We start from the raw sequence: 16,334 nt of genomic DNA, 5'->3' as shown, positions 1-16,334 counted from the left end.
CGGCGCGAGCGCAGCTGCGCACGATGCACCCGGCGCATGACGCGCCGCAACGCGAGGCCCCGCATGCCCAGCCCAACGCCGTGGTCGCAGACCGACATTCCGCCGCTCGCCGGCCAGACCGTGCTCGTGACCGGCGCCAACCGCGGCCTCGGCCTGGTGCTGGCCAGCCAGTTCGCGATGCATGGCGCACACGTCGTCGTCGCCGGGCGCGACATGGCCAAGTTGGCGCTCGCGGTCGCCTCGATCCGCAATGGCGCACCGCGCGCCGACGTCGAGCCGATGAGCATCGACATGGCCGACCTGGCATCGATCCGGCGCTTCGCCGACAAGTTCGCCGCCACGCACGGCAAGCTCGACGTGCTCTGCCACAACGCCGCGGCGATCATGGTGCCGCACGGCCGCACCGTCGACGGCTTCGAGTCACACATCGGCACCAATCATCTCGGCCCGTTCGCACTGACCGGTCTGCTGCTCGACAGTCTGCGCGCGGCCCCGGCAGCGCGCATCGTCAGTACCGGCAGCCTCGCGCACCGCATGAGCAGCGGGCTCGACCTCGATGACAGCGACTACGCGCGGCGCCGCTACAAAGAGATGGACGCCTACGGCGCCAGCAAGATCGCCGCACTGTCATTCACCTTCGAGCTCGATCGCCGCCTGCGCCGCGCGCAGCTACCGATCCGCGCAGTCGCCGCGCACCCCGGCTACACAGCCACCAACACCGATCTCGGCAACGCCTTCATCCGCCTGTCGACCAAGCTGTTCGCGCAGTCGCCGGCGATCGGCGCATTGCCGATGCTGTACGCGGCCACCGCACCCGACGTGCGCAGTGGTGAATACTTCGGCCCGTCCGGCTTCAAGGAGCTGCGCGGCGCTCCGCGCCGTGTTCAGGCCAGCGAAACCGCCAGCGATGCAACGCTCGGCGCACGGCTGTGGAACTGGTCGCAAGCCGCCACCGGCGTGCACTATCTCGACGCAGCGACATCACCCGCATGAGCGTCGCGCAACGCGCCGGCCTCGCCATCGTCTTCTGCTGGTTCTTCTTCGGCAGTCTCGGCCACGCCTTCGCCTACCGCTTCTTCGTCGGCATCGTGCCGCCATACATTCCGTGGCCGGGCGCAGCGGTCATCGTCAGCGGCATCTTCGAGATGCTGGGCGCGATCGGCATCCTGCTGCCGGCCACACGGCGCGCGGCCGGCATCGGCCTGTTCGTACTGACGTTGTGCGTGACGCCCGCCAATCTCTACATGTGGCAGCACCCGGAACGCTTCCCGCAGATGGCCCCGGCGCTGCTCGGCGCGCGGCTGATCGTGCAAATCCTGCTGCTGGCTTGCATCGCGTGCAGCACCTGGCCACGCGCAGCGAAGCGCCCAGCGCACGCCTGAGACCCGGCGCGGAAAATCCCCCAAAACGGCCGGTCGCGGTTCCCCTGCGCAATCACCGTGCGACAATCCGGGCTTCGTGGCCCGCGAGGCCGATGCACTGGGGGAAACTGCCGATGAGCGCACCCGCGCCGGCCGTGCCGCAGCTGACGCTGCGCGCCATCATTCTGTCGATGCTGCTGGCGATGATTCTCGCCGCCGCCAACGCTTATCTGGGCCTGTTCGCCGGCCTGACCATCGCCACCGCCATTCCGGCCGCCGTCGTCTCGATGGGCGTGCTGCGCGTGCTCGGTGGCGGCTCGATTCTCGAAAACAACATCGTGCAGACCGGCGCGTCGGCCGGCTCGTCGATCGCTGCCGGCGTGATCTTCACGATTCCGGCGCTGGTCATTCTCGGTTACTGGCAGGACTTCAAATATTCGTGGGTGCTGGCGATCGCCGGCCTTGGCGGTCTGCTCGGCGTGCTGTTCTCGGTGCCGCTGCGCCGTTCGATGATCGTCGAGGAGCCGCTGGCGTTTCCCGAGGGCAAGGCTGCCGCCGAAGTGCTGAAGGCCGGTGAAAACCCGGGCCCCGGCATCAAGATTCTGGCGCTGGCCGGCGCGATCGGCTCGCTGCTCAAGCTCGCCGCCGCGTCCGGCCTGCGCGTGATTCCGGATTCGGCGGTCGGCGCGACCTTCTTCGGCCGCTACTTCGCGTTCATGGCGACCAATCTGTCGCCGGCGCTGCTCGGCGTCGGCTACATCGTCGGCCTCAACGTCGGCATCGTCATCGTCTCCGGCTCGATTTTCTCGTGGAACATCGCGATCCCGATCTACCACGCGTTTTTCCTCGACAGCGATCCGGCGCTGGCAGCGAAGATTGCCGGCCAGCACGCCGAAGACGTCGGCTACGCAATCTGGTCGGCCAAGATCCGCTACCTCGGTGTCGGCACCATGCTGATCGGTGGTATCTGGACGCTGTTCTCGCTGCGCCGCTCGCTGATGTCCGGCATCAAGTCGGGCTTGGCCGCCGCACGCAAGGGCGCCGGCACCGCCGTCGCCGAAACCGAGCGCGACCTGCCGATGAAGTGGATGCTGATCGCGCTGGTGCTGTTCATCCTGCCGCTGGCGGCGCTGTACCAGGCCATCGTCCACAACTGGATGGTCAGCATCCCGATGACCATCATCATGATCGTCACCGGCTTTCTGTTCGTCTCGGTTTCCGGCTACCTGGCCGGCCTGGTCGGCTCATCGAACAACCCGGTGTCCGGCATCACCATCGCCACCATCCTGTTCGCGTCGGTGGTGCTGCTGATCCTGCTCGGCGGCCAGTCGCCGATCGGCGCGGTAGCGGCCATCATGATCGGCGCCGTGGTCTGCTGCGCGGCGGCGGTCGGCGGCGACAACCTGCAGGATCTCAAGGCCGGTTATATCGTCGGCGCCACGCCGTGGAAGCAGCAGTTGATGATCGGCATCGGCGCTTTCTCGTGCGCGCTGGTGATGGCGCCGGTGCTGAACCTGCTCGCCGCCGCCTACGGCATCGGCGCGCCGACTGCCGAGCACCCCAATGCCTTGTCGGCGCCGCAGGCGGTGCTGATGGCGTCGGTCGCCAAGGGCCTGTTCGGCGGCCACCTGCCGTGGACCATGATCGGCATCGGCTGCGTGATCGGCGCGCTGGTCATCGCCCTCGACGAGTTCCTCAAGGCGCGTGGCGCGTCGTTCCGCGTGCCGGTGCTCGGCGCCGCGATCGGCATCTACCTGCCGCTGGAACTGATGGTGCCGATCTTCATCGGCGGCCTGATCGCCCACCTCGTCGAGCGCAAGCACAAGCTCAAGGCCGGCGACAAAGAGCGCCGCGACCGCATTCACCGACCGGGCACGCTGTTCTCGGCCGGCCTGATCACCGGCGAGGCGCTGACCGGCATCATCATCGCGATCCCGATCGTTGTCTCCGGCCACGCCGACGTGCTGGCGCTGCCGGAGACCTTCCAGTTCGGTCAGATCGTCGGCCTCGTCGTGCTCGCCGTCGTCGCCTGGCTGCTCTATCTCAGCGCCGCGAAAGCGCCGGCGTAAGGCTCCACCGTTCAGCGGCGGTGCGGATCGGCGCAGCAGACTGCGCGCATGTCGATCCGCACCGCCGCTGTCGTTTTTCTGCTGATGACCCTGCCCGGCGCCGCACGCGCCGACGCTCTGCTGCAATTCGTTGACACCCGCACCGGCAAGCCACAGTCACGCATCGCCATCGGCGCCGACAAACTGCGCGTCGACATCGCTTATGCACCGGGCAATGCCTACACCGTGCTCGACCTCGAATCACGCACGGTCACGCAAATCAATCCGGGGCAGCAGGCCACGGCGACGGCGGCGGTCGAGCAACTGCAGGCACTGGCCGCCAGTCTCGATGGCGCCCGCGATCCGGCGACGCAGCCGCTGCTGCAAATGGCGCTCGACCATCTGCCCGATGCGCAGCGCCAGCAGGCGCAGGCATTGCTGCAGCAATCGCAGCGCGAGCAGAACCTCCCGTTCACCAAAACCGCGCAGCGTGACCGCGTAGTCGGCATCGCCTGCACGATCTACGAGCAACGGGGACCGGACGGCGACCCGCGCCGCCTGTGCGTCGCGCCCTACGCAACGCTGGGCCTGTCTGCCGCCGACACGCAAACCCTGCAGACCGCGATCGGCCTGCTGCGCGACACGCACGGCCCCTGGCTGCCGGCCGCGAGCGTGCCGGGCCTGCCGATCCGCTACAGCGGTAGCCTCGGCGCCGGCCAGTACGCCGGGGCCGGCTCGCTGAAATCGATCTCGCACGCAGCACTGCCGGCGTCCTTCTTCGCCGACCCGGCCGGCTACCGGATCGTGTCGATCTTCGAGATGTTGTCGATGAGCGGTCTGGCGCCATAGCACGCCACCGCACACGCGATCAGCCCGGTGCGGGCTGTACGTCACCGTCCGGTTCCGGCGGTGATTCCAATATCGCCTCGCCGGGCGGCGGCAGTTCGGCCGGGCTGCTGACTCCGGTCCATCGGCGGATTTCGATCTCGTGCTGGCGCACCAGCCGCCGCCCTTCCTCGATCGCCTCGCCGGCGCGGTGGAAGTCCATCAGGGCGAAGTCATCGAGATGCGGAATCAGCGTGATCTCCGGCGGATCGCCCGCCATGCGCGAGCGTGTCAGCCGGTCCTGCATGATGTTGACGCTGGACGCCACCGCATCGAAGAAGCTCGGCGTATCGGTGTTGCTGCTCTGCAGATAGTCGACGACTTTCTGCCAAAAGCTCTTGTTCCGGGCATCGCGGCTGGCATCGGCGGCGGCTTCGCGCTGCACCTCGTCGCGGCTCGCCGTCGACATGTGGCTCCCGACCAGCTGCGCATTGAGGTTGACGGCGATGACGATGTCGGCCCCGAGCGCGCGACAGGCCGAGACCGGCACTGGATTGACGAGACCGCCGTCGAGCATCCAGCGTTCCTCGTGCTTGACCGGCGTGAACAGCCCCGGAATCGCGCACGACGCACGCGATGCGGCCCAGACCGGGCCCTTGGTGATCCAGATTTCGCGACCGGTCTGCATCTCGGTCGCCACCGACACGAACTTCTGCTCCAGCTCCTCGATGTTGGGGTTGCGGTGGTGCTCGTTGAAGAAACCGAACAGCCGCTCGCCCTTGACGAAGCCGCCGGAGAACGTGAAGTCCATCAGGCCGACGACGTCCCGTACGGTGAGCTTGCTGACCCAGTCGGCGAACTCCTCGAGCTGCCCGGACACATAAACCCCGCCGACCAGCGCGCCGACCGAGGTGCCGGCGACGACCTGCGGGTGAATCCCCATCGCCTCCAGCTCAAGGATGATGCCGATATGCGACCAGCCGCGCGCCGAGCCGCTGCCCAGCGCCAGACCGATAACGGGCGATTTGTGATCCGCTTTCATTCGAGGTGGAAAATATCAGCTAAAAGCTTGCCACTGACAGAATGCTTAGTCGGCGGCAAACAAATCGGGCTGCAGACGCGGATCGTCGGCGTCGTGGAAATTCGCCAGGCCAACGCCGACCAGGCGATACAGGGCTTGCGCGGCATCACGATCATCACCGTCGCGCACGCGCTCGCTCAGCGTGATCGCCGCGGCGGCCAGTTCGGCGGCCGACGCCGGTGGCCGCGGCGAGGTCAGGCTGCGGGTCAGAATGCGGAATTCGCGGGTCTTCAACTTGAGCACGACGGTGCGTGGCACGCGCGCGGTCTTGCGCGCGGCCTGCCAGGTCTTTTGCGCCAGGCGTTCGATGTGCGGCGCCAGCGCGTCCAGCGGCAAGTCCTCGCTGAAGGTGTCCTCGGCCGATACCGACTGTGTCGGCCGGTCCGGTTGTACGCGGTTGTGGTCGATGCCTCGTGCCAGTTCGGCAAGGCGCCGCCCGTAACGGCCGAACAGCCTTTCAAGCTCGTCGGGGGCGCGGGCACGCAACTGCCCGACCGTGCGCACCCCCAAGGCCGCGAGCCGTTCGTCCATCACCTTGCCGACGCCCGGCAAGCGGCCGACCGGCAAGGGTTCGAGAAACGCGGCGACGTCCCTGGGCCGGACGACGAACAGACCGTCCGGCTTTTTCCAGTCCGACGCGATCTTGGCCAGGAACTTGTTGGGCGCCACGCCCGCCGATGCCGTCAGTTGCAGGCTGGATCGAATCTCGGCGCGGATGTGTTGCGCGATCTCGGTCGCCGAGCCGATGCCTTGTTTGTTCTCGGTAACGTCGAGGTAGGCCTCGTCCAGCGACAGCGGTTCGACCAGATCGGTGTGCGACAGCAGGATTTCACGCACCGCGCGCGACGCCGCGCGATAGCGCGTGAAATCGGGCGGCACGAACACCGCCTCCGGGCAGAGCCGCTCGGCGCGCAGCGCCGGCATCGCCGAACGCACACCGAACGTGCGCGCCTCGTACGACGCCGCACAGACCACCGAGCGCTGACCGCGCCAGGCGACGACCACCGGCCGGCCACGCAGTGCCGGGTCGTCACGCTGCTCGACCGACGCGTAGAACGCGTCCATGTCGACGTGAATGATCTTGCGCTGCGGAGCTTCGGCCATACCCGTACATGATGCCGCAAGCGCCCCGGAGTCCGGGTGCGGGCGATGTACCGCCGGCACTCACAGAATCTGAGACTCGCTCATGTTCAAGGCGGGCTCAGGCCGCCGCCGGGACACGCGACGCCGTGCCGTCGCGTGCACGCAAGCCCTCGTACAAACCGTGATCCGGGTCCGGCCAGCCGAAGCGCTCACGAATCTCGGCGAGCACGCGCCGGTAGACGCGCACGTCGACGTAATTGGCGTGGCGCGGCGAGTCGATGTACTGCATCTCGCCGCGCAGGTTGGGCCGGTGTTCGGCTTTCATCGCACGCCAGGCATCGCCCTCGCGCGGCGATTGCATCAAGCAGGCATCCATCGCCGCCATTTGCGCGATCTCGTCGAAGCGCTGATAGCCGGCACTGGCAAACTCGACGAAACCAACCACCGCCAGGCCCTGCAACTGCCGGTGGAAGATATTCAGATACAGCTCCGGATGGCCCTGCTTCCACGTGAACAGGCGCTCGTCGAGATACGGTATGCGGTACTCGTAACCGGTGGCGAACAACACCAGATCGAAGCATTCCTGCGTGCCGTCAGCGAAGATCACGCCGTCGCGCGTGAAGCTTCGCACTTCGCCCTGCGCGCGCAGATCACCGTGCGCGAGGTAGTGCAGGATCTGCGAGTTCATGATCGGGTGCGATTCCATGACCTGATGGTCGGGCGCCGGCAGGCCGTACCGGGTCAGGTCGCCGACCAGCGCCGCCATCATCTTCTGCGGATCGTCGGGAATCACGACACCGTCCGGCGGGTGAACGCCGCCGGCGAGAAACACATCGGTCGGCACGCCGAAGATGTGCTTGGGAATGAAGTGGTAACCGCGACGCAGGCTGATCACTGCCGACTGCGCGTGACGTGCCGCGTCACAGGCGATGTCGACGCCGGAATTGCCGGCACCGATGATCAGCACGCGACGGCCGCGCAGTGCATCGGCGCTGCGGTAATCGACAGTGTGGCGGACTTCGCCGGCAAACTGGTCGAGGCCCGGATATTGCGGCCGGTTCGGATGCCAGGTCACGCCGTTGGCGCAGACCAGACCGCGATAGACACGCGTCTCGCCGGTCGACAGTGTGACCCGCCAGCCGTCGCAGGCGCCCTCGCCCAGCGGCTGCGCGTCGCGCACCTCGACGCCGAAGCGGATCGCCGAGCGCAGCCCGTAGGTGTCGGCGAAGTCGCGGATGTACGACAGGATCTGGCGATGGCTCGGATAGTCCGGAAACTGGTCGGGCATCGGCATGCCGTAGAAGCCGGACGTGTACTTCGACGAGATGAAATGCGCTGACTCGTACATCGACGATCCGGGGTTGTCGAGATCCCAGATGCCGCCGACGTCGGCGTGACGCTCGAATTGCTCGTACGGAATGCCGGCCAGCTTGAACGCGCGCGCTGCGAGCAGGCCGCAAGGTCCACCACCGACGATGCACCAGCTGCCGTCATAACGCGTCGGCACAGTGTGCGCACGCCGCGCGCTGTCGGTGCGCAAGTCGCTCTGCGCCAGCGCGTCGTACAGCTTTGGCTGCGCACGGCGCAGGCGCAGTGCGTAAGCGACACCGGCGAGCATCGCCAGCAGATAGACCAGCGGCAGCCACGGCACCCAGGCCAGCTGGCTGGTCGTCAACAGATCGAAATTCAGTGTCGCCAGCGCGGTGGCCAGGCTCAAACCGACCGCGCCCAGACTGGCGGCGATCAGTGTGCCGATGCCGGCGCCGCGACGGCGCACGAAGTACGCGACGATGGCGAAGCCGGCCAGCGCCTGCAGCAGCACGATGCCGAGTGTGCCGAAGCCGATCAGCACCGGCATGCCGGCACGATACGGATCGAGCTGCGTGACGCCGAGCGCGATCAGGCTCAGCGCCGTCAGGCCGCTGACCAGCAGGCTGGCGTTCGACGGCGCGTAGCGACGCGGATGAAAACGCCCAAGCGGAGCCGGCAGCAAGCGGTCGCGTGCCAGCACGAAGATGTAGCGCGACGCGGCATTGTGCAGCGCCAGATACGACGCCAGCACCGAGGTGCACAACAGTAATGCGGTGACACCAGCGACGGTTTCGCCGCTGTAGTGGACCAGCAGCTTGTAAATCAGCATGCCGCCGTCGCTGGCCGTGCGCGCCGCCAGCGTCTCGCGCGGTATCGCACCGACCGTGATCCAGGCGGTCAACAGATAGAAGGTGCCGATCAGCAGCACCGCCGCATACGTCGCCACCGGCACGCTGCGCCGCGGATCGCGCGCTTCCTCGCCGTACAGCGCCGCCGACTCGAAGCCGACGAACGAGGTGAACGCGAACATCAGCGACACGCCAAGCCCCGGCACGAACACCGTCTGCGGTGCGAAGGCGTCGAACGGCAGCGCGGCGGCGCCACGCGATAACAGCACGCTGACGTCGAAGATCGCCAGCACCGCGACTTCGGCGATCATCAGAATGCCGAGGATGCGCGACGACAGGTCGATCGATCGATAACCCAGCCAGGCGATGGCCAGCAGTCCCGCCACCGAATAGGCCAGCCACGGCCCCGGCACGCCGATCGTGGTCAGCATCGCGTCGACGACATAGCCGAAAAACGCCGCCATGCCGAACGTGAACGAGATGTAGGCGAGCAAGGCCACGAATGCGGCGGCGACGCCCGGCGGACGGCCGAGGCCCCGTGCAACATAGGTATAGAACGCGCCGGAATTGACGACGCGACGGCTCATCGCCGCGTAGCCGATCGCGAACAGCAGCAATACCAGTCCGGCGAACAGATAGGCGCCGGGCGTACCGGCGCCATTGCCACGGCCCAGCGCGATCGGCAGATTGCCCATCATCGCCGCCAGCGGCGCAGCAGCGGCCACCACCAGAAACACGATGCGCTGCGTCTTCAACGGCTGGCGACGCCGACCGGTTTCGAACTGCCGGGCCTGGGCGCGCAATACCTCGTCCATTCACATCTCCCGCGTAGCCTCGCCGCCCCGCGCGGCGCGTCGCTTCAGGTGGGTGGGGAATCGTCTCGCGGCGCTGCCGTCAGACCGCGAGATTGCAGGAAACGTTGCAGTCCGGCCTCACCCTGCCGTCGCAACAACGGCATCAGCCGTGGCAGCAAACCGGGCCAGGCGCTGAGCAGGCGCGCGCTCCAACCGTCGCCGGCCGGCAGAAAGGTTTCGAGCCGCGTGCCGTCGATCGCACGCAGGCACACCTCGGCCACCGCGTCGGCACTCAGGACGTCGCGGTTGAGAAAGTTGAGCACCGAGCCGCCGTGCGTCGCTTCGTGACGCAACATCGGCGTATCGACGGCGCCGGGAAACACGCCACGGACGCGAACGCCAGAGCCGGCCAGTTCCTCGCTCAAGGCGATCTGGAAGCCGCGCAGCCCGAATTTCGACGCGCTGTAGGCGGCGCTGCCGGGCAGCGCCACCAGCCCGGCCACCGACACCAGCGACAGAATGCAGCCGCGTCCGCGCGGCACGAACGCCCGCGCCGCCGCCTGACTGAGCCGCATCGGCGCCAGCAGATTGATCGCGATGTGTCGTTCCAGTGCATCGCCGTCCAGCGCGGCGACCGAACCCGGCTCGACAATGCCGGCAGCGTTGACGAGCAGGTCGAGCGCCGGCTCGGCCGCGATCGCCTCGACCACGCAGGCGCGCCCCGCGGCCGTCGACAGATCAGCCGCAAGATGTGCGGTGCCCGGCCCCGACACGTCAGCCGCAGCGGCCAGCCGTGCCGCGTCGACATCGACCAGCAACAGACGATAGCCGCGCGCCTGCAGGCGCGGCGCCAGTCTGGCCGCGATGCCGCCCGCCCCACCCGTGATCAGCGCCACCTTCGTCATACGCCCCCTCGCCGCGCGCAAGGCCGCGCACGGCTGGCTGGAAGATCAGCAAAAACGTGACGACTCATCATATTTTGGCTGGCAAGCGCCACGCAAGCCGTGGGCGCACAGTAGAATCAGCCTATCGAGCGACCACCCATGGATCTGGAAAACCGCCCGTTGAAGACCACAAAACCGCCGATTCGGCGCCGCGCCCGCCAGGCGCGCTCGAAGACCACCGTCCAGAGCATCCTGACCGCCGCCACCGAACTGATCGCGGAACAGGGCGTCGATGTGACGATGACGGAAATCGCACAGCGCGCGAATGTGGCGATGGGCTCGCTGTATCAGTATTTCGCCGACAAGTCGGCGATCCATCGCGCGATCCTGATGCAGCACAACGCCGCGGTGCGGCTGATGCTCCACGACTACGCATCGCGCAGCACCGACGCCCCCAGCTTCGTCGTGGCGATGGAATCAGCTTTCGAGCAGTACTTCGCGCTGCATCAACAAGACCCGCTGTTCAACGGGCTGTGGTCGATCGTGCAGACCGACGCCGAACTGCAGCGCATCGACATCGATGACAGCCTGCAGAACGGCCGTTATCTACAAAGCGTCTGCGCGCCCTGGTTCCCGCATGTCGACGCCGACCGCACCCTCGCCGCCTGCGCGCTGGTCATGCAGCTGGCGATGTCGACGGCACGCTTCGCACGCGGCATTCCCCCGACGATCGGCACGCAGACACGGCCGGTGTTCCGCGCCATGATTCGCGATGCGTTCGCCGCGCTGCAGGCCGAAGAGCGGCAACGCGTCGACCGCGACGGCTGATCGACCGACGACGCACATCGGCCCGTTGCTGACGCAGGTCGCCGATTCAGGGCGTGTAAATCGCAGTAGGTCATTGTGGCAAAAAGGGAGCCGACCAATCAGCGCCGATGGGGAAGCCGAAACCAACAGGGTCAACATCATTCGCCGGAACGCTGGCGCTGACGGCTATTGCGAGCACCGTGCTGCTCGGCGGCTGCGCCTCGCATCGTACGCATCCGGCGACGACGGCGATGGTCACGGCAGGGCATGCAAATCCATCGACACAGCGCAGCGAGACACCGGTCGCGGTCGCGCCGCAAGACGAGAGCGGTCACGAGCCACCGACCAAGGGCGTGTCGGCGATGCAGGCGCCGACGCAAACGCCGGCCGATCATCCGGCCGCACCGGAGCCCGATCCAGGCCAGGCACCACCGCCGCCGGCCTCCAAGGCATCGGAGACCCAGCCGTCGCGCGATACCCGTTTCGAAACCGATCTGCGGGGTGAGACACATCCTGGCGAGGTCGTACCGATCGGCATGCACGCCAAGGACGACCGGCCACTCGACCCGTCGCACCTCTGCGATCAACGGCCACCCGACAACGAGCAGGTCATCGACCATACGCGGCGCCGCGTCGAGGAAATGGTCTGCACGGCGTCGATGTGGTTCGACGGCCTGTTCGGCGATCAGTACTACGTCGCCCAGTCACGCAAGGTCTACGGCACGGTCGAACTGAGCAACAACTGGTCGCAGTTCTACGGCAACAAGACGCGACTGCGCTTCGACGCGCAGGTCGATCTGCCGAACATCAACCATCGCCTGTCGGCGTTCATCGGTCGCGACAACGGCAACGACTTCATTCAGGACCGTTTCGACAACACGACGCTGCGCAACAGCTTTCCGCAGGTCGACGATCACGAGAAGGTCTTCGCCGGCCTCGGCTACTCGCTACCCGACCATCACCGCCTGCAGACCAACCTGCGTGCCGGCGTGCGCGGCTTCGCCCATCCGGAAGCGTTTCTGCAGGGCCGCGCGCAGCTCAATGCCTACGCCGACAACAACAACCTGATCAATCTGCGCGCGACACCGTTCTGGACCACGCGCGAACGGCTCGGCATCACCGTCGGCGCCGACTACAGCCACGTGCTGAGCAAGAAGATGCTGCTGCGTTTCGGCAACGTCGGCACCTGGGCACAGACCACTGCCGGCCTGGACTGGCGCTCGTCGCTGACCGTCTACCAGGCCCTGCTGCGCATCAAGAGTGGCATCGCTTATGAAGTCTTCGTTCGTGGCGAAACCGACGACGATGTGCCGATCCACGAGTACGGCGTGCAGACCACATTCCGCAACCCGATCTTCGGCGGCAAGCTCTATACCGAATGGGTGCTCGGCTACAGCTATCCGCGTGAGAACCTGAGCGACCACCGCGACGGGTCGATCCTGGTCGGCGCTGCGTTACAAATGCCGTTCGGCGAACGTCATCAGAAACAATAGTCCCGACCGTCGCGATGGCGCACATAAAAAAAGCCGGCCTCAAAGGCCGGCTTTTTGCTGGATCCCGACGCTTACATTCGCGGCGATCGGCGCCCCACCAGCAGCGATACCACCGCCATGATCAGGAAGACGAAGAACAGAATCTTGCCGATCGAAACGGCGCCGGCGGCAATTCCCGAGAAGCCGAAAAACGCGGCGACCAGAGCAATGATGAAAAACACGATGGCGTAATACAGCATGGTGAACCTCCTTGTTCCCTCGATGGCGATGTCGCGGTACGCGTGCACCTAGTGCCAGGATGGTGGCCGGGTAGCCGTGAGCAAGCGCTCCACCTGACATTGCGCGGCATCCCGTATCGCGCCGTAACGCGACTCGAATGCCCCGGAAAACCGCAATAAGCGGCCTTCGATGCGCAGGGCTTCGTCATCCGTCAGCCGTGCCCATGCCGCCTTGGCATGCGCGCGCAACTGCTTCCACTGACCCTTGAGCGTATCGCTGTTCATCTCGCACTCCTTGCTGATGACAACGACCTCACTATCGACGCGCCGCTATGAATTACCCCTGAACTCGCATTGCGCCGACGATCGACGATAATGAGTGCGGATCAGCCACTCCCCCCGGGGTCCGCCACGCATCGCGCCATGAATCATATCCGCCTGTTTGCCATCGCCCTGACCCTCAGCCTGCTCGGCGCCTGCGCCAGTGCTCCGCAGGTTCCGCCGCCACCGCCCTGCAGCGGCAGCTGCATGACACACGAAGAGGGATATCAATGGGCGATGCGCGGCGCGCTGGAAAGCGACAAGCCTTGTGACAACAAGCACTACGGCCCGGATTTCGTGCGCGGCTGCAAGGACGCCGTCAACGACTTCAGCCAGATGCGCCCAGCCTCGACCGGGCTCTGATGATGGGTGGTGGCGCCGGCTCGGCACTGCCGGCACCACCACCCAGGCAGCGGCGATCGTCAGCCGAATGCGACGACGCTTTGCCGGCTCAGTGCGACGGCGCGGCCATCCGCGCTCCACAGCGTCGCTGTCTGGCTCAAATAGCCATCACGCGCGGCGGTGACTTCCGCATCCATCAGCCACCAGGCGTCGGGCCGGGCATCGTAGTCGCCACCCAGCAGCTCCAGCGTCCACGTCATCGAGCTGGCCATCGCCGGACGGCTCAGCACCGACAGCCCCGGTGACGGAATCGAATCGGCCAACGCGATCAATTGCGCTTCGCCGCTCGCGACGGTTTCATCGCGCAATCGCACATAGATCTGGGTGCGCGCCTCGGCGCCGCCCTGAAACGGCAACTTGCCATGCGCCCAGCGAAACGCCAGATGCTGGGTGAAAGCCGGCGTGCGCCCGTCCAGATACGGCATCTCGCGCAGCGAATCCGTAGCCGGCAGATCTTGCGGATGCGTCGGCTCGATGCGAATCACCGATTCGCGCGGCAGTCCGAACACCCCGAGCACCGCACAGGCCAGTTGCTCACCGTCGAATAACTGGGCCTCGACATGCGTCGCCGACTTGCCGCGACGCAGAACCCGTGCCGTGACGCGCACCTCACCCGCCGGCACCGGCGCGATGAACGTCGTCTGCAAGGTTCGCAGCGGCGCGTCCGCGCCGACCAGATCGCGCATCGCGCGCCAGGCCAGCGCCGCCTGCAGGCCGCCGAACAGCGTCCGTCCCTGCGTCCAGGTCTCACTCACTGGCGCACGCCAGGTGCCGCCCTCGCCCGTCATCGCTTCCAGCACCTGCGAAAAACGCATCGTCGATATCCTGCTCGTCATGTGATGGCGGCGATTGTGCGGCAAGTGGCGACCCTGCGGATTTGCAGCTCGGCCGCGTCGCCGTGGCCCGTCATCGACCGTTTTCGTACCGGTTTTGTGACCTAGCGCAAGTTTGTGCGGCCAAAACGACGCTGGTGCGCTGTTCGATGCCGCGTTAATTACCTAGGCTCGAACGGCTGATTGTTCGCAAAGAGGGGGACGAACACTCAGGCGCCATTTCTCGTCTTCAGGGGCGTCGCGCGAACGCACACCGCGCAACGCTGACGAGGTTTCCATTTCCCGGCGCCGTGCATCCATCCGATACGCAATGAAGCAAGGAGCAGTCCATGAACATGAAAGTTCTGGGAATCCTGCTGTTGGGCGGCATATTGACCGCCTGCGGTGGAGGTTCCGGTGGCAACGACGGCGGTACGCCGACGCAACAGAAATACACGATCAACGGCACGATCAGTAACTACTACTCGGGCGAGCCGCTGACCGGTGCCACGGTGATCCTGTCGACCCTGCAGGACGGCGCCCCACACGTCGTCGCGCAAACGCAGACCAGCGACGACGGAAGCTATACGCTGCAGGGCTCTGATCGCACGAATCGCCTGGTATTGACCGCACGCTCGCCGGGTTTCGGTGCGCAGTCGAAGAACCTTCCGATCCCATCGGAAAACGCCACCATCTCGGTCGACGAGCGTCTGCTGCCGGCGCAGCTGAGCAGTGACTTCGACCCGACCGCAGCCTCTGATCTCAGCATCGGCGGCATGAATGTCGTCAGCCTGCCGGCCAATGCGTTCGTCGATGCCGACGGCCAGGCGCCGAGCGGCAACGTCAGCGCCAATGTGACGGTCATCGATCCGAGTGCCGACGCCAGCGTCATGCCGGGCGACTACCAGACGGTCGATACGGCCGGCGGCGGTGTACAGCAGATCGAGTCGTTCGGCGCGCTCGATGCGTCCTTCACGGATGCCGACGGTCAGGCCCTGCAACTGGCTGACGGTGCGAGTGCGACGCTGCGCATTCCGCTCGCCGCCTCGGTCGACCCCGGCAGTGCTGCGGCAACGATCCCGCTCTACTACTTCGATGAGAGCAGTGGCTACTGGGTCGAGGAAGGCACGGCCACGCTGACCCAGACCGACGCCGGCTGGGCGTACGTCGGCACCGTCAGCCACTTCACGACCTGGAACGCCGATCAGGTCTACAACACCGTCAATATCAGCGGCTGCGTGCAAGACGCCGACGGGCAGATGCTCAGCGACGTCAGCGTCAGCAGCTTCGGCCAGGACTACAACGGCTCGGCAACCACCCGATCGGATGCCGACGGCAACTTCAGTGTGGCGGCGCGAGTGAATTCGCAGGTGTTGATTTCGGGCACATCGAGCACGCAAAGCCAGACGATCACGGTCGAAACCGGCGACAGCGACCAGACGCTGCAACAGTGTCTGATCCTGGCGCCGAGCGCGGCGACGATCAAGCTGACCTGGGGCGAGAATCCACGCGATCTCGACAGCCACCTGACCGGCCCATCCGACGTCGACGGCAGTGACGGCATGTTCCACATCTACTACGGGAACAAGTCGGAAATCATCGATGGCACGCTGATCTCGCTGGACGTCGACGACACGCAAAGCTTCGGTCCGGAAATCATCACGATTCCGCGCTTCCCGCTGCCCGGCACTTATCACTATTACGTCAATCTGTACGCCGGCAGTTCGACGATCGCAGCGTCGCCGGCACGTGTGGAGCTGAACCTCCAGGGCCAGGTGCGGGTGTTCTCACCGGACGCCGCCAGTGGCGATCCGAGCGCGCCGTACTGGCACGTGTTCGACCTCATCGTCGCCGACGACGGTACGGTCACAACCACGGTCGTGCAGCAGTTCAGCGACAGCGAGACGTTGCCGAGTGCAAACGCTGTGACTGCGGCAGCGAGCAAGCGGCAGGCACGCCCGGCGATCGCCGAGTCCTACGTGCTGCGCAAGTACTACTCGCGCTGAACGCGTTGCATGGCTGAATGAAGAAGGGCCGCTACCCTGA

Annotated in this window: 15 protein-coding genes; 8 read left to right on the top strand and 7 right to left on the bottom strand. The window is 66.2% G+C overall.

Going from position 1 to position 16,334, the window contains the following annotated elements; all coding sequences use genetic code 11:
* Positions 1 to 63 precede the first annotated feature (63 nt).
* From G7Y82_RS15310 to G7Y82_RS15295, 4 genes are all read left to right on the top strand, one after another.
* Positions 64 to 993, top strand: coding sequence for an oxidoreductase (locus G7Y82_RS15310; protein WP_168149012.1), 930 nt, complete (start codon positions 64 to 66; stop codon positions 991 to 993).
* Positions 990 to 1,382 (top strand): DoxX family protein, encoded by a 393-nt coding sequence (locus tag G7Y82_RS15305; RefSeq protein WP_168149011.1) that lies wholly within the window; start codon positions 990 to 992, stop codon positions 1,380 to 1,382. Before G7Y82_RS15310 ends, G7Y82_RS15305 begins: the two co-directional genes overlap by 4 nt.
* Before the next feature lie 113 nt (positions 1,383 to 1,495).
* Positions 1,496 to 3,430, top strand: coding sequence for an OPT family oligopeptide transporter (locus G7Y82_RS15300; RefSeq protein WP_168149010.1), 1,935 nt, complete (start codon positions 1,496 to 1,498; stop codon positions 3,428 to 3,430).
* Positions 3,431 to 3,478: 48 nt separating this feature from the next.
* Entirely contained in the window at positions 3,479 to 4,258 is a 780-nt protein-coding gene (locus G7Y82_RS15295) for a hypothetical protein (RefSeq protein WP_168149009.1), read from the top strand.
* Between the two features lie 19 nt (positions 4,259 to 4,277).
* Here G7Y82_RS15295 and rssA read toward each other — a convergent pair whose 3' ends face one another.
* The 4 genes from rssA to G7Y82_RS15275 all read right to left on the bottom strand — a co-directional run bounded on the left by rssA (position 4,278) and on the right by G7Y82_RS15275 (position 10,256).
* Complete coding sequence (gene rssA, locus G7Y82_RS15290; RefSeq protein ID WP_168149008.1) at positions 4,278 to 5,276, bottom strand: patatin-like phospholipase RssA; 999 nt, start codon at positions 5,274 to 5,276, stop codon at positions 4,278 to 4,280.
* Positions 5,277 to 5,321: 45 nt separating this feature from the next.
* Positions 5,322 to 6,419: a DNA polymerase IV gene (gene dinB, locus G7Y82_RS15285; RefSeq protein WP_168149007.1), complete on the bottom strand. Its 1,098-nt coding sequence runs from the start codon at positions 6,417 to 6,419 to the stop codon at positions 5,322 to 5,324.
* 97 nt (positions 6,420 to 6,516) lie between these two features.
* Entirely contained in the window at positions 6,517 to 9,372 is a 2,856-nt protein-coding gene (locus tag G7Y82_RS15280) for an amino acid permease (protein ID WP_168149006.1), read from the bottom strand.
* Positions 9,373 to 9,416: 44 nt separating this feature from the next.
* Positions 9,417 to 10,256, bottom strand: a complete 840-nt coding sequence (locus G7Y82_RS15275; protein WP_168149005.1) for an SDR family NAD(P)-dependent oxidoreductase — start codon at positions 10,254 to 10,256, stop codon at positions 9,417 to 9,419.
* A 138-nt stretch (positions 10,257 to 10,394) separates the two neighbouring features.
* Between G7Y82_RS15275 and G7Y82_RS15270 the strand changes: the two genes are divergently transcribed.
* Positions 10,395 to 11,063: a TetR/AcrR family transcriptional regulator gene (locus tag G7Y82_RS15270; protein ID WP_168149004.1), complete on the top strand. Its 669-nt coding sequence runs from the start codon at positions 10,395 to 10,397 to the stop codon at positions 11,061 to 11,063.
* A 107-nt stretch (positions 11,064 to 11,170) separates the two neighbouring features.
* Entirely contained in the window at positions 11,171 to 12,535 is a 1,365-nt protein-coding gene (locus tag G7Y82_RS15265) for a hypothetical protein (protein ID WP_168149003.1), read from the top strand.
* A gap of 71 nt (positions 12,536 to 12,606) precedes the next feature.
* On the opposite strand, the gene G7Y82_RS15260 is transcribed toward G7Y82_RS15265, so the two are convergent.
* Together G7Y82_RS15260 and G7Y82_RS15255 are read right to left on the bottom strand one after the other, a co-directional pair.
* On the bottom strand, positions 12,607 to 12,774 hold the full coding sequence (locus G7Y82_RS15260; protein WP_168149002.1) for a DUF1328 domain-containing protein: 168 nt from the start codon (positions 12,772 to 12,774) through the stop codon (positions 12,607 to 12,609).
* A gap of 48 nt (positions 12,775 to 12,822) precedes the next feature.
* Complete coding sequence (locus G7Y82_RS15255; RefSeq protein WP_168149001.1) at positions 12,823 to 13,038, bottom strand: CsbD family protein; 216 nt, start codon at positions 13,036 to 13,038, stop codon at positions 12,823 to 12,825.
* A gap of 138 nt (positions 13,039 to 13,176) precedes the next feature.
* Here G7Y82_RS15255 and G7Y82_RS15250 point away from each other — a divergent pair, with 138 nt between their 5' ends.
* The gene (locus G7Y82_RS15250) at positions 13,177 to 13,437 is read left to right on the top strand and encodes a hypothetical protein (RefSeq protein WP_168149000.1); all 261 of its coding nucleotides are present in this window, start codon (positions 13,177 to 13,179) and stop codon (positions 13,435 to 13,437) included.
* A gap of 59 nt (positions 13,438 to 13,496) precedes the next feature.
* On the opposite strand, the gene G7Y82_RS15245 is transcribed toward G7Y82_RS15250, so the two are convergent.
* A complete protein-coding gene (locus G7Y82_RS15245) occupies positions 13,497 to 14,291 on the bottom strand; it encodes an acyl-CoA thioesterase (protein WP_168148999.1) in 795 nt (264 codons plus the stop codon).
* Between the two features lie 347 nt (positions 14,292 to 14,638).
* Between G7Y82_RS15245 and G7Y82_RS15240 the strand changes: the two genes are divergently transcribed.
* Complete coding sequence (locus G7Y82_RS15240) at positions 14,639 to 16,294, top strand: carboxypeptidase regulatory-like domain-containing protein (RefSeq protein WP_168148998.1); 1,656 nt, start codon at positions 14,639 to 14,641, stop codon at positions 16,292 to 16,294.
* Positions 16,295 to 16,334 lie beyond the last annotated feature (40 nt).

The sequence above is a fragment of the Solimonas marina genome (assembly GCF_012241385.1).
Classification (GTDB): domain Bacteria; phylum Pseudomonadota; class Gammaproteobacteria; order Nevskiales; family Nevskiaceae; genus Solimonas; species Solimonas marina.
This window is presented reverse-complemented; position numbering and strand designations above follow the sequence as displayed.

Bases quoted from the DNA above. Each gene is read 5' to 3' on its own strand.
- G7Y82_RS15310 (WP_168149012.1), top strand. From the start codon at position 64: ATGCCCAGCCCAACGCCGTGGTCGCAGACCGACATTCCGCCGCTCGCC.
- G7Y82_RS15305 (WP_168149011.1), top strand. From the start codon at position 990: ATGAGCGTCGCGCAACGCGCCGGCCTCGCCATCGTCTTCTGCTGGTTC.
- G7Y82_RS15300 (WP_168149010.1), top strand. From the start codon at position 1,496: ATGAGCGCACCCGCGCCGGCCGTGCCGCAGCTGACGCTGCGCGCCATC.
- G7Y82_RS15295 (WP_168149009.1), top strand. From the start codon at position 3,479: ATGTCGATCCGCACCGCCGCTGTCGTTTTTCTGCTGATGACCCTGCCC.
- rssA (WP_168149008.1), bottom strand. From the start codon at position 5,276: ATGAAAGCGGATCACAAATCGCCCGTTATCGGTCTGGCGCTGGGCAGC.
- dinB (WP_168149007.1), bottom strand. From the start codon at position 6,419: ATGGCCGAAGCTCCGCAGCGCAAGATCATTCACGTCGACATGGACGCG.
- G7Y82_RS15280 (WP_168149006.1), bottom strand. From the start codon at position 9,372: ATGGACGAGGTATTGCGCGCCCAGGCCCGGCAGTTCGAAACCGGTCGG.
- G7Y82_RS15275 (WP_168149005.1), bottom strand. From the start codon at position 10,256: ATGACGAAGGTGGCGCTGATCACGGGTGGGGCGGGCGGCATCGCGGCC.
- G7Y82_RS15270 (WP_168149004.1), top strand. From the start codon at position 10,395: ATGGATCTGGAAAACCGCCCGTTGAAGACCACAAAACCGCCGATTCGG.
- G7Y82_RS15265 (WP_168149003.1), top strand. From the start codon at position 11,171: ATGGGGAAGCCGAAACCAACAGGGTCAACATCATTCGCCGGAACGCTG.
- G7Y82_RS15260 (WP_168149002.1), bottom strand. From the start codon at position 12,774: ATGCTGTATTACGCCATCGTGTTTTTCATCATTGCTCTGGTCGCCGCG.
- G7Y82_RS15255 (WP_168149001.1), bottom strand. From the start codon at position 13,038: ATGAACAGCGATACGCTCAAGGGTCAGTGGAAGCAGTTGCGCGCGCAT.
- G7Y82_RS15250 (WP_168149000.1), top strand. From the start codon at position 13,177: ATGAATCATATCCGCCTGTTTGCCATCGCCCTGACCCTCAGCCTGCTC.
- G7Y82_RS15245 (WP_168148999.1), bottom strand. From the start codon at position 14,291: ATGCGTTTTTCGCAGGTGCTGGAAGCGATGACGGGCGAGGGCGGCACC.
- G7Y82_RS15240 (WP_168148998.1), top strand. From the start codon at position 14,639: ATGAACATGAAAGTTCTGGGAATCCTGCTGTTGGGCGGCATATTGACC.